Below are 12,245 nucleotides of genomic sequence, written 5' to 3' on the forward strand. Positions count from 1 at the left end.
CTCGTGCGCGCTGTGCGCGTCGCGTGCGGTGTCAGCGGCGCAGCCTGCGCCACGGGGTGAAGGTGAAGACGGCGCCGCCGAGGAGGAGGACGGTGCCCGCGACGAGGCCGAGGGCGCGCAGCGAGCCGTTGTTGTCGGCGCCGGTCTGGGCGAGACCCCCGCTGGTGGTGGTCGCGCTGTTGGCGGACCCGCCGTCGGTTCCGCCGCTGTCGGTTCCCGTCTCCTTGATGTCGAGCGTCAGCGACACGGCGACGGTGTTGGTCGGCGTGCAGGTCGCGACCGGCGTGCCGCCCTGGGCGAGCTGGACGGCCAGGGCGCCCGGGTGGAGCGTCACCTTTCCGGTCTTGTGCGGGGAGTAGACGCCGGTCAGGGGATCGAGGGTGACCGGGTCGTTCTGGGCGAACGCCTTGGTGTTGGGCGGCGCCTTGACCTGGGCCGTTCCACTGTCCGCACCCGCCACCTTCACGGCCATGGTCGCGGTGATGAAGCCCTTGGGGAGGGCTGCGGGGGTCTTCATGACCGAGCCGAGGAACCGCACGGTGAGGGCGTAGCCGGCGCTGGCCTTGGTGGCGTCGACGACCGCCTGGCCGGTCGGCTTGCCGAACGACCCGCAGTCGAAGGTGACGGAGACCGGTGTGCCCTTGTGCACGGTCCCGTTGGGCTCACCGCCGCCGCCCGTCGTACCACCGGAGGTGGTGCCGCCCGACGTCGTACCGCCGGAGGTCGTGCCACCCGACGTCGTACCGCCGGACGTGGTGCCACCTGACGTGGTGCCACCCGACGTCGTTCCCCCGGAGGTCGTGCCGCCCGAGGTCGTACCGCCGGAGCCCGTGCCGCCCGTCACCTTGATCGTGATCGCGACCGGAACGGCGCCGGTCGGCGCGCACGCGGTGTCAGTCGACATGATGTAGTTCGCGTTGATGTTGTACGCGCCGGGCGACAGGGTCACGTCGCCCGCGGCGGTCAGTTTGATCTTGCCCTTCATGTCGGACAGCACCATCGGGCTGTTCTTGGGGATCGCGGGGTTCGTCCGGGTCCCCGCGACGTCCACCGATCCGGTCTGCGCACCGCCGATCGTCACCTTGCCGGTCGGCAGGACCGAGTTGGCGGGCAGGTCCGCGACGCCCGGGTTCTGCGACGCGGCCTGCACCGTCTTCCACGTCACGTCGATCGTGTCGCCGACCTTCGCCGTCGCCGGCGCGGTGATGTCCGCCTTGGTCGTCCCGTTGATGTCCGGCAGGTTGGCGATCTTCGGCGGTATGCACTTGGTCGCGAAAGAGGACACGGCGGCCTGCGCGGGTGCCGCGATCAGCAGCACCGAGCCGCCGCCGAGCATGAGCGCGACACCGGCCGCGGTGGCGGCCCCGCTCCGCCGCCGTCGCGATAGTCGATTCGTCACGTGTTCCCTTTCGAAGATGGACGGTCGGTACTCGGTGCGGACGTCGGTGGGGGCTCCTCGGCGGCGGCCGGAGCCGGCAGGGTGCCCTGGGCGAACCAGGGCAGCGTGCCGGTGTCGTCCGGGGGCCGGGAGCCCGCCGGGCGCGCGCCGTTGGGCTGCGGCCCGGAGGACTGGGGCGGTGCCGAGCGCCGGGGCGGCGGCAGGTGGAGCAGCGCGGCGGGCCGCCACGGGGCCTTGCGGCGGCGGCCGGAGGCGTAGATCGTGCCGGGCAGCCGCGGCCGTGCCCGGTCCACGACGGCCATCCCGATCCGGAAGACCGCGGCGGGCACGACGACGCAGAGCAGGATCCAGAAGAGCGTGACACCCCAGGGCCGGCCGACGTCCCAGGGCTCCGTGACGAGCACCTTGCCGCCGTACCTGAGCTGCACCCGGTAGTCGCCGTGCGCTCCCGACGTCAGCTCGACGGGCAGCTTGATCTGCTGTTTCATCCCCGGCGCCACGCTGCCGCTCCACCGCTGCTCCTCCCACTGCGGGGCGAAGACGCCGTGCGAGACGCCGACCTGGAACACCGGGTCCTTCACCGGACCCGAGCCGAGGTTGCCGACGGTGAAGACCAGGTGGCGCTGCGGCGGGGAGCCGAACCAGGTGAGCAGTCCGCCGCCGCCCTGCAGCCGGGCGGTGAGCACCGCGAGCCGCCCGGCACCGGACTGCTGCGGCAGCTCGGCGACCGGGTGCCCGGTGACGGTGAAGGGCGCGTCGACGGTGACGGAGTCGCCCGTCACCGTCGCGACGTGCACGACGCAGGGGCAGGGCTTGGGCGGTGCGGCGGCCGGCAGCTTCCGGGTGAAGCCGCCCTTGGCGTCGGTGGTGACGGCGCGGCCCGACGCGTTGGAGCAGGAGTTGGTGCCGCCGATCGCGTTCTGCCCGCAGACCAGGAGGGTGAGCAGCGTGGTCGGCTTCCAGCCCCGGCCGGTGACGGTGATCTCCGTGCCGGGCTTGGCCTCCTGGGGTGACAGCGCCACCGCGGGTTTGTCGGCGGCGGGCGCCCGTACGGCCGCCGGGTTCAGGGCCGCGACCGGCTCGGGGGCCGCCGCGTTCGACGGCTGCGCGGTGAGCGCGGAGAGGATGAGCAGCGCCGTGGCGAACACGGCGGCCGCCACCGCCCGGAGTTGGTCCCTGTGCATGGTGCTCACGCCTGTCCGCCCCTGCTTCCCACGCTCGTGACGCCGACCGCTGTCCCTGCCGTCCCGCCCTCGGGTTCCGGGTCCTCCTCGACCGGCCGCGGCGGACGGTTCCTGCGGCGCCTGATGAGGAACCAGGCGGTGAGCAGCGCCAGTCCGGCGAGCAGTACCCCGGCGGCGAGCCACGGGACGGCGAGGAACGACGCCTCGGCGGTCTCGTTCAGTTCGCCCCGGTCGGTGGTGACGGTCAGCCGCACGCTCACCCGGTCGAACTGCGGCGCCCCGGCCCATTTCTCGGTCAGCTCGACCTGCTGCCCCGGCAGGAGTTCCAGGGGCAGTCCCTTGGCCTGCCGGTCCAGCAGGGTGGTGCCGAACAGCCCGGTGGCCTTGATCCGCAGACGCGGCAGCAGGGAGACGTTGCCCCGGTTGACCAGGGTGTAGTGGATGGTCGCGGTGCTGCTGCCGGTTCCGGGCAGCAAGGGCTGGCCGTGGTCGACGCGGACGTTCTCCACGGAGAGCGCGGGCAGGCTGGGGCCGCTCACCCGGAGGTAGATCCGGGCCCCGACGGCCCGCCGTACGCCGACCGCCACGCTGCCCTTGCTCTTGTCGGTCTCGGTGTTGAGGGCGACGATCGCGCCGGGGTGGTCGCCGGGAGTGGCGGTGTCGGGGATGGTGAGGGTGAACGGGATGTCGGCGCGGGTCCTGGGCGGGACGGTGAGACTGCCCTGTGCGAGCTTCACCCAGGTGCCGATGTCCTTGTTGGTCTCCTCCGGGCCGCGCACGGCGAAGCCGCCGTCGCGCGGGGTGTTGTAGGCGTCGGCGCCGTAGATCTTGAACTGCATCGGCGCGTCGGAGAGGTTGGAGACCGAGACCTTGTCCTTGACGGTGGTGCCCGGTCCCGCTTCCAGCGTGAAGAACTGGCGTTCCTGGCTGGTGCTCGTCCTGTCCTTCGCCCCGCCCGCGGGGGCGGGGAAGACCGACCAGCGCCCGTTGTCCGCGGCGCCGGCCGGTCCTGCCGCGGGACCGAGGCCGATGCCGAGCAACGCGGCGACCGTCAGCAGCACTGCGCACGCCTTGGCCCTCGACATGTCTGGCATCTCCCTCGGTCCGGGTTAACTGACTGTGCGTCAGGTAAGGGTCAGGGTCAAGACTCCGGAATAGGTTCCTGGCGCGGAGTACGCCGGAACGTTCAGCGACAGACCCGCGTCGGCGGTGAACTCACCACCGGTGACAGTGCCGTTGGGGGTGGTGGCCAGCGTGGCGCCGGCCGTGCCCACGGCGCCGGGCGAGCCCGCCGCGCAGACACTGAGGCTGCCCGCCCTGGCGGTGCAGGTGGGGGTCCAGCTGAGCTTGTCGGCGCCGATGACGGTGCCTCCCGGACCCTTGAAGTCGGTGACCGAGCCGGTCAGGGACCAGCCCGCGGCGCCGCCGCGGAAGTCCTTGACGGTGACCGTCTGCAGCGCGCCGGTCGAGGCGCCACCGTCACCGAAGTTCACCGGGGTCATCTCCACGGTGTCGCCGGCCTGGGTCATGGAGAGCGTCCCGGCGGTGACCGAGGCGTTGAGCTTCTGGCTCCCCGGCGGGATGGGGGTGTTGTCGTTGACCTTGTACGCGATCGGGCCCGCCGCGGTGGCCGGGTCGTAGCTCGCGCCCTCGAAGGCGACGATGCCGGTGGTCGCGAGGTCGTTGACGACGAGCGAGGCGGTGAAGCCGCCCTGCGCGTCGGCGGTCGCGGAGGTCATGTCCGCCGTCGGGTTGGACCCTGCGATGGCCAGGACCGTGACGTTGGCGCCCGCGGTGAAGTGGCCACCGGTGACGGCGACCGCGGTGCCCGGGTCGCCCTGGGCCGAGCCCAGTGCCAGCGTGCGCGGGTTGGGGTTGGTCACCGGGCTCGCGGTGACGGTCTCGGAGACCGGCGCGGGCGGGGTGATGACCGTACAGACGGTGTCCAGCTCCAGGATGTAGCTGGTGTGGATGGTGTAGTCACCGGGCGACAGGGTGATGTCCCCCGGAGCGGTGACCACGAAGGTGCCGGTCATGACCAGCGCCGGGAAGGCGCCCTTGCCCGGGATCGGCGGGTTGCTCTTGGGGCCGGTCACGGCGACCGTGCCGGTCTGGGCGCCGCCGAGCACGACGCTGGCGCGGGGGGTGACGACATCGGCGGGCAGCGCGATGTCCGTCGGGTTGCTCGCGGCCGCCTTGGTGAGGGTGTAGGTGACGGTGACCGTGTCACCGACCTTCGGGTTCGCCGGTGCGACCGTCACGGTCGCGTTGGACACACCGTCGATGGGCGGCAGCCCGGCCACGGCGGGCGGGATGCAGTGGGTGTCGAAGTTCACGGCCGTCGCCGCCTGGGCGGGCGCCGCGAGCACCGCACCGCCCCCCACCATGAGTGCGGCGGCCCCGAGCACGGCGGCCAGTCTCCGTCCGCGCATGACGGATCTTCGCGCGTGAGCGATCATCTTGTCCCCTTGATCACGGTCCGGGCGCAGCGTCCCTTTTCCTCTGCGCCGACGCTGGACATTGAGACCGGGTGGCCGAGAGAAGTCAATGGAGCCGGACGACCAGATTTGACTGCCCGTCAGATGACGTGTCCGTACCGGTCAGGGGCGTTGTGGCGGCGGACATGCCGGGCCGCGGCACCGACGCTGCGTCGGTGCCACGGGTCCGGGTCAGCGGGTCCGAGCGGCCCTGCGGGTGAGCCAGAGCACGCCGGCGACACCGGCGAGCAGTACCGTGCCGCCGAAGGTGCCCAGCGCGACGGCGCTGTCGGCCGGACCGGTCTGCGGCAGAGTGGCGGAGTCGTCCGGCGGAGTCGTGGCACCACCGCTGCCGCCGCCCGCCGCCTTGACGTCCAGCGAGAGCGAGGGCTTGGGGCTGTTGGTGGCGTTGCAGGTCGTCACCGTGCCGAGGGCCTTGATGGTGAGCACCCCGGCCGTGAACGTGACCTTGCCCGACTTCTTGGGCGTGTAGGTGCCCGTCAGGTCATTGATCTTGATCGGGGAGTTGGCGGGGATCGCCGCGTCGTTCGGAGCGCCGGCCACCGACACCGTGCCGGGGTCCGCTCCCGCGACCTTGATCGTCGCGCTCGGGTTCATCGCCCCCTTGCCGAGTTCGATCGGGCTGGAGGAGACGCCCTTCTTGAAGGACATCGTGAGTTTGTAGCCGGAGCCGGACGGGACGCTCGTGATGTCGATGGGCGACACCGCGTCCTTCTTCCCGATCGGCGACTGACAGCTGTAGGCGACGTCCACGGTTTCGGCGTGCGCGGCCGGGGCGACCAGCAGCGCAGCTCCCCCCGCCGTCGCCGTCGCGAGGACCAGCACCCCACCGCGGGCGGCCGCTCTGCCGAGGACACTGTTCATGACGTGTTGCACAGGCTCTTCTCCCTTCCGTCACAAGTTACTGACGGCACATCAGATTCGGCGGCCGACAGTACGCCCGTGATCTTGGAGAGGGAAGAGACATTGCCTGCCCGGCGGGTCACCGGTACGTCGTGCACGGGCGGGGCCCGTGGCCCGGGGCCGGGGGAAGCCCTCCGGCGGGGCAGGAAAGGACGCCGGAGCACCTGCGTACGGGTGGTGTCCGAGGGAGACGGTGACACGGCGGCCGTGGCTCAAGCACCCACGCGCCGGCCGGCCGGATCACGTGCCAGGCGTTCGGCTCACGCGCCGGCCGGCCGGATCACGTGCCAGGCGTTCGGCTCACGTGCCGGGCGATCGGATCACGCTCCGGCGGGAGCCGCCAGTTCGGCCCAGACGGTCTTGCCGGGCCGCTCGGGGTGGCGCGCGACGCCCCAGTCGGAACAGAGGCGCTGCACGATGAACATGCCGTGCCCGCCGGGCCGGCCCGCCCGGTGCGGGACGCGGGGGGTCGGCTCGCCGTCGCCGCTGTCGGCGACTTCCAGTCGCAGCGCCTTGGGGCCGTGGATCAGTCGCAGCTCGTCGGGGCCGTTCGCGTGCAGGCACGCGTTGGTGACCAGCTCCGACACGACGAGCAGGACGTCCTCGGCCGCGGCCCGGAGCTCCGGAGTGGAGGCGGGCAGCCATCCCCAGGCCTGCAGCGCCTCGCGAGTGAAGTCGCGGGCGCGCGGCACGATGGCACTCTCACCCAGGAGCCGCAGAACGCGCGCGGATTCGACCTCGGGTGCGACGGTGTCGCCCGGGTCCGAACCGCGGTCATCCGCCGCGGGGGGCCGAGTGGTGCTCATCGACGCCTCACCTCACCGATGCCGACAGTTTCAGGAGTCTCCTGCCCGACGAATCCCCGAGGACACCTCGGAAGCTCTACCGAACAGGGTGGAGTGGGAGATCGCCGCGGCGACACTTCCGTCACTCCTGCAATGCCTCGTCCACAGTGGCGTGAACGGTGAACACGGCTTCGGCGCCCGTGATCTCGAACACACGCGCGACTACCGGCAGCATACCCGCCAGATGTACCTTCCCGCCCACCGCCTCGGCTTTCAGCCGGGCGCCCAGCAGGACGTTCAGTCCGGTGGAGTCACAGAAATCCAACGCGGAGCAGTCCACGACGAGCTTGGTGCAGCCCGCGGCGACACACGCTTCGAGCGGCTCGCTGAGCAGCTCCGCCGTGTGGTGGTCGAGCTCGCCCGCAGGCGTGACGACGGCGCACGTGCCGTGCTGTCGCACATCGACGTGCAACCGGTCCCGGCCGGCCGTACCGACCATCCCGCGGTCCATGTGCGCTCCTCTGGAATCTTGGGTCATGCGCACACCGAACCCTACGCGCATCGCGAATCACGCGGAAGCCGTCCCTCGGATGCCCGGTGGACGCCCCTCCAGTGCCTGCCGTCTGCCCCCTGCGGGGCACGGTAATCGCCTTTCGGACCGGTGACCGAAAATTTGCGCTAGCGGCGTGAAACGGGGTAGGGGTTGAACAACAGCTATCGAAAAACGGCCGCCTCGGAGGCGCAGCACACCGTACTAGAGGCATGGCACCGGCAGCCTGATGCCGCAACCGAGGGAGGAGAGCATGACACCCCGGCCTGACGCGATCATCGCGACGAAGACCCACCCGTCCACAGGCTCCGAACAGGAAGAGCTGGAAGAGCCGGAGGGCCTGGAGGGCCTCCCCGTGATACCCCCGTTCCAGACGGTGGGGCCGGTGGACGCACGCGCTCTGTCCAAGACTCTGTTCCTGCGCCTCGAGACGCTGGACGAGGGCACGTACGAGTACTCCTACGTCCGCAACACGCTCGTGGAACTCAATCTCGCCCTGGTGAGATTCGCCGCTGCCCGGTTCCGTACCCGCAGCGAGCCGATGGAGGACATCGTCCAGGTCGGCACAGTCGGCCTGATCAAGGCGATCGACCGTTTCGAACTCAGCCGCGGAGTGGAGTTCCCCACCTTCGCGATGCCGACGATCATCGGCGAGATCAAGCGCTTCTTCCGCGACACCAGCTGGTCCGTACGGGTCCCGCGCCGCCTGCAGGAGCTGCGGCTCGACCTGGCCAAGGCCGGCGACGAGCTCTCCCAGCAGCTGGACCGCTCGCCGAACGTGGCCGAGCTGGCCGCCCGGCTGGGCATCAGCGAGGAAGAGGTCATCGAGGGCATGGCCGCGAGCAACGCGTACACCGCGAGCTCGCTGGACGCCCAGGCCGACGAGGACGACTCCGAGGGTGCGCTCACCGACCGCATCGGCTACGAGGACACCGACCTCGAAGGCATCGAGTACATCGAGTCCCTGCGGCCGCTGATCGCCGAGCTCCCGGCGCGCGACCGCAAGATCCTCTCGCTGCGCTTCACCGGCAACCTCACGCAGTCGGAGATCGGCGAGGAGCTCGGTATCTCGCAGATGCACGTCTCGCGCCTGCTCTCCCGAACGCTGGCGCGCCTGCGGCGGGGGCTCCTCGTCGAGGAGTGACGGCCCGCACCGTCCGGCCGCCGGTCAGAGCGCGGGAACCCCGTCCTGCCACACGCGGCTGACCAGCGGCACACCCGGCCGGTAGGCCAGGTGCACATGGCTGGGGGCGTCGAGCAGCATCAGATCCGCTCGCGCCCCCGCCGTGATCCTTCCCACGTCGTCCCTGCGCAGCGCCCGCGCTCCGCCGAGCGTGGCCGCCGCGACCGCCTCGTCCGGCGTCATCCGCATGTCCCGGACGGCGACGGCGATGCAGAACGGCATCGAGCTGGTGAAGCTCGACCCCGGGTTGCAGTCCGTCGACAGCGCCACCGCGGCGCCCGCGTCGATCAGCCGGCGGGCGTCGGGGTACTCGGCGCGCGTGGAGAACTCGGCCCCGGGCAGCAGCGTCGCGACGGTCGCACCGCCGCAGGACGCGAGCGCGTCGACGTCCGCGTCCGTCAGGTGCGTGCAGTGGTCGGCGGACGCCGCCCCCAGCTCGACCGCCAGCCGCACGCCGGGCCCGTACGTCAGCTGGTTCGCGTGGACCCGCGGGATCAGCCCGGCCCGCGCGCCCGCGGTGAGGATCGCCCGCGCCTGGTCGCCGTCGAACGCCCCCTTCTCACAGAACACGTCCACCCAGCGGGCGTGCGGCGCGCACGCCTCCAGCATCGGCCCGGTGACCAGGTCGACGTAGCCGGCCGGGTCGTCCGCGTACTCCGGCGCGACGATGTGCGCGCCCAGGTACGTGGTCTCCGGCGTGTGCGCGGCGGCGATGCGCAGGCTGCGCGCCTCGTCGTGCGGGGTCAGCCCGTACCCGGACTTCGTCTCGATGGTCGTGGTGCCCTGCCGCCGCGCCTCGGCGACGTAGCGGGCCACGTTCGCGTCCAGCTCGGCGTCGCTGGCGGCCCGGGTCGCGGCGACCGTGGTCCTGATGCCGCCCGCGGTGTACGGCGTGCCGGACATCCGGGCGTTGAACTCCTGGGTGCGGTCACCGCCGAAGACCAGGTGCGAGTGCGAGTCGACGAACCCGGGCAGGGCCGCCCGGCCCCCCGCGTCGACGACCTCGTCCGCGGCGGGCGCCCGGCCGGCGGGGCCGACCCAGGCGATACGGCCCTCCGCCATGACCACCGCCGCGTCCGCGACCAGGCCGAGCGGCCCGGTGCCGAGGGACGGGTCGTTGGTGACCAGGCTGCCGATGTTGGTGATGACGGTCGTGGGCATCGCGCGGTCCTCCGGGGAAATGGGGGGGCACCTCCCAGCGGTAGCTGGGGGAGGTCAGGAACGCCGCAGCCGGGCCACGGCCTCGCCCATCGCCGCCGGGACGTCCGGCACCAGCTGGTGCGCACCGTCCCGGACGATGTGCCGCCCGCCGACCACCGTGTGCCGCACGTCCGCGGCGGTCGCGGCGAACACGGCCGTCTCCGCGGCCAGCCGCGGCAGCGTGCCGGCGGTGCGGACCGAGTCCAGGGCGACGGTGGTGAAGTCGGCGAGCGCGCCGGTCTCGATCCGGCCGGCGTCCGGCCAGCCGAGTGAGGCGTGGCCGTCGGCGGTGGCGGCCCGCAGCAGCTGGGCCGCGGTCCAGTGCCCGCGGGTGCGGGTGCGCAGCCGTTCGTCGAGCTCCAGGGCGCGGGCCTCTTCGAGCAGGTCGATCACGGCGTGGCTGTCGCTGCCGAGCGACAGCGGGCTCCCGGCGCGCTGGACGTCGCGCGCCGGACCGATGCCGTCGGCGAGGTCCCGTTCGGTGGTGGGGCACATGCAGACGACGGTGCCGCTGTCGCCGAGCAGCCGGATGTCCTCACCGGCGAGGTGGGTGGCGTGCACGGCGGAGGTCCGCGGGCCCAGCGCACCGTGGTCCGCGAGCAGCCGCGTCGGCGTGCGGCCGTGCGCCTTCAGACAGGCCTCGTTCTCGGCCGGCTGCTCCGACAGGTGGACGTGCAGCGGTGCGCGGCGCGCCGCCGCCCACTCCGCGGCCCGGGAGATCCCGGCCGGCGGTACGGCGCGCACCGAGTGGATCGCCGCGCCGATCCTGGCGTGGTCACGGTCCTTGAGGGCGTCGGCGCGCTCCGCCCAGGCGTCGGGGCCCGCGTCGGCGAAGCGCACCTGGTGCCGGTCGGGGGGCGCGCCGAATCCGGACGAGAAGTAGGCCGTGTCGAGCAGCGTGATCCGGATGCCCGCCTCGCCCGCGGCGGCGATCAGGGCCTCGCCCATGGCGTTGGGGTCGTCGTACGGCGTGCCGCCGGGCGCGTGGTGCAGGTAGTGGAACTCACCGACGCAGGTGATGCCGGCCAGCGCCATCTCCGCGTACACCGCCCGCGCGAGCGCGTAGTAGGTGTCTGGGTCGAGTTCCGCCGCGATCGAGTACATGATCTCGCGCCAGGTCCAGAAGGTGCCGGACCCGACCTGGACGGTGCCGCGCAGCGCCCGGTGGAAGGCGTGCGAATGCGCGTTGGCCAGCCCCGGCAGGGTGAATCCGCGCAGCGCGACGGCGCCGGGGGGCGGGGTGTCGACTCCGGTCCTGACGGCGGCGATCCGGCCGTCGGCGGTGTCGATCGCCACGCCCGGCTCGACGACCCCGTTGAGCCAGGCGTGTTCCGTCCAGTACGTCAGCTGCACGCGAGACCTTCCAGTACGTCGGCGAGCGCGGTCACCCCGGCGAGGCAGTCGTCCTCGGCGGCGGTCTCGGCGGGTGAGTGCGAGACGCCGGTGGGGTTGCGTACGAACAGCATGGCGGTCGGGGCGCTCGACGACAGGATCCCGGCGTCGTGTCCCGCGCCGGTCGGCAGCACCGGGGCGGCACCGCCGAGCAGTTTGGCGACCTCGTCGCGCAGCGCGTGCTGGAACTCGACGACCGGGGTGAACGACTCGCGGGTGACGCGGACGTCGATGCCGTCGCGGGCCCCCCGCTCGGCGGCGGCGGCCTCGATCCCGGCCACCACCCGGTCCAGGGTCTCCTGGTCGGCGGCCCGGGAGTCGAGCCAGCCGCGCACGAGCGAGGCGATGGCGTTGACGCCGTTGGGTTCGACGCTCACCTTGCCGAAGGTGGCCAGCGCCCCGGCGGCCCGGGCCTCCCGGCGGGCGGCCAGCACCGTGTCGGCGTAGCTGAGCATCGGGTCGCGGCGGTCCTCCAGGCGGGTGGTGCCGGCGTGGTTGGCCTCGCCGTGGAAGTCGAACCGCCAGCGGCCGTGCGGCCAGATGGCGGACGCGATGCCGACGGCGTCACCGCTCAGGTCCAGCGCCCGGCCCTGCTCGACGTGGAGTTCCACGAACGCGCCGATGCGGGCGAGCCGCTCCGGGTCCGGGCCGATGGCGGCGGGGTCGTAGCCCGCCTTCTCCATGGCCTGCGGCAGGCTGACGCCGTCCGCGTCCCGCAGTGCGTACGCCTTGTCCTTGGTGAGCTGCCCGGCGGCCAGCCGTGATCCGACGCAGGCGAGCCCGAAGCGGGCGCCCTCCTCGTCACCGAAGTTGACAATGGCCAGCGGCTTGGCGAACGCCGCGCCGCGCTCGCGCAGTTCGTCGAGGGCGGCGAAGGACGAGACGACGCCGAGCGGCCCGTCGAAGGCGCCACCGTCCGGCACGGAGTCCAGGTGCGAGCCCGTGACGACGGCTCCGCCTGCGGCGGGATCGCCCAGCCACGCCCACTGGTTGCCGTTCCGGTCGACCTCGTACGTCAGCCCGCGTTCCGCGGCCTGCGCACGGAACCACGCCCGGCAGTCCAGGTCGGCGCCGCTCCAGGCGTAGCGGCGGTATCCACCGGAGACGGAGCTGCGGCCGATGGGCAGCAGCTCCGTCCACATGCTGTGGAA

General features: G+C 72.5%; 11 protein-coding genes. 1 reads left to right on the plus strand and 10 read right to left on the minus strand.

Annotated features, from left to right (window positions below; translation table 11 throughout):
* Nucleotides 1-31: 31 nt before the first annotated feature.
* The 7 genes from O3X23_RS26320 to O3X23_RS26350 form a co-directional block, all read right to left on the minus strand.
* The gene (locus O3X23_RS26320; protein WP_331283951.1) at nt 32-1,399 is read right to left on the minus strand and encodes a hypothetical protein; all 1,368 of its coding nucleotides are present in this window, start codon (nt 1,397-1,399) and stop codon (nt 32-34) included.
* On the minus strand, nt 1,396-2,583 hold the full coding sequence (locus O3X23_RS26325) for a hypothetical protein (protein WP_269274077.1): 1,188 nt from the start codon (nt 2,581-2,583) through the stop codon (nt 1,396-1,398). Before O3X23_RS26325 ends, O3X23_RS26320 begins: the two co-directional genes overlap by 4 nt.
* Before the next feature lie 5 nt (nt 2,584-2,588).
* Nucleotides 2,589-3,668: a WxL protein peptidoglycan domain-containing protein gene (locus O3X23_RS26330; RefSeq protein ID WP_269274035.1), complete on the minus strand. Its 1,080-nt coding sequence runs from the start codon at nt 3,666-3,668 to the stop codon at nt 2,589-2,591.
* A 39-nt stretch (nt 3,669-3,707) separates the two neighbouring features.
* Entirely contained in the window at nt 3,708-5,015 is a 1,308-nt protein-coding gene (locus tag O3X23_RS26335; protein ID WP_269274036.1) for a beta-xylosidase, read from the minus strand.
* Nucleotides 5,016-5,252: 237 nt separating this feature from the next.
* On the minus strand, nt 5,253-5,945 hold the full coding sequence (locus O3X23_RS26340; RefSeq protein WP_269274078.1) for an LPXTG cell wall anchor domain-containing protein: 693 nt from the start codon (nt 5,943-5,945) through the stop codon (nt 5,253-5,255).
* A gap of 359 nt (nt 5,946-6,304) precedes the next feature.
* The gene (locus tag O3X23_RS26345) at nt 6,305-6,790 is read right to left on the minus strand and encodes an ATP-binding protein (protein ID WP_269274037.1); all 486 of its coding nucleotides are present in this window, start codon (nt 6,788-6,790) and stop codon (nt 6,305-6,307) included.
* A 121-nt stretch (nt 6,791-6,911) separates the two neighbouring features.
* Nucleotides 6,912-7,280, minus strand: coding sequence for an STAS domain-containing protein (locus tag O3X23_RS26350; RefSeq protein WP_269274038.1), 369 nt, complete (start codon nt 7,278-7,280; stop codon nt 6,912-6,914).
* A 292-nt stretch (nt 7,281-7,572) separates the two neighbouring features.
* Between O3X23_RS26350 and O3X23_RS26355 the strand changes: the two genes are divergently transcribed.
* Complete coding sequence (locus O3X23_RS26355; RefSeq protein WP_269274039.1) at nt 7,573-8,463, plus strand: RNA polymerase sigma factor SigF; 891 nt, start codon at nt 7,573-7,575, stop codon at nt 8,461-8,463.
* A gap of 24 nt (nt 8,464-8,487) precedes the next feature.
* On the opposite strand, the gene hutI is transcribed toward O3X23_RS26355, so the two are convergent.
* The 3 genes from hutI to O3X23_RS26370 are packed head-to-tail and all read right to left on the minus strand — an operon-like array spanning nt 8,488 to nt 12,236.
* Nucleotides 8,488-9,663 (minus strand): imidazolonepropionase, encoded by a 1,176-nt coding sequence (hutI, locus tag O3X23_RS26360; RefSeq protein ID WP_269274040.1) that lies wholly within the window; start codon nt 9,661-9,663, stop codon nt 8,488-8,490.
* Nucleotides 9,664-9,717: 54 nt separating this feature from the next.
* Complete coding sequence (locus O3X23_RS26365) at nt 9,718-11,055, minus strand: formimidoylglutamate deiminase (protein ID WP_269274041.1); 1,338 nt, start codon at nt 11,053-11,055, stop codon at nt 9,718-9,720.
* Entirely contained in the window at nt 11,046-12,236 is a 1,191-nt protein-coding gene (locus O3X23_RS26370) for an allantoate amidohydrolase (RefSeq protein ID WP_269274079.1), read from the minus strand. Before O3X23_RS26370 ends, O3X23_RS26365 begins: the two co-directional genes overlap by 10 nt.
* Nucleotides 12,237-12,245 lie beyond the last annotated feature (9 nt).

The sequence above is a fragment of the Streptomyces sp. H39-S7 genome, assembly GCF_027158205.1.
Taxonomy (GTDB): domain Bacteria; phylum Actinomycetota; class Actinomycetes; order Streptomycetales; family Streptomycetaceae; genus Actinacidiphila.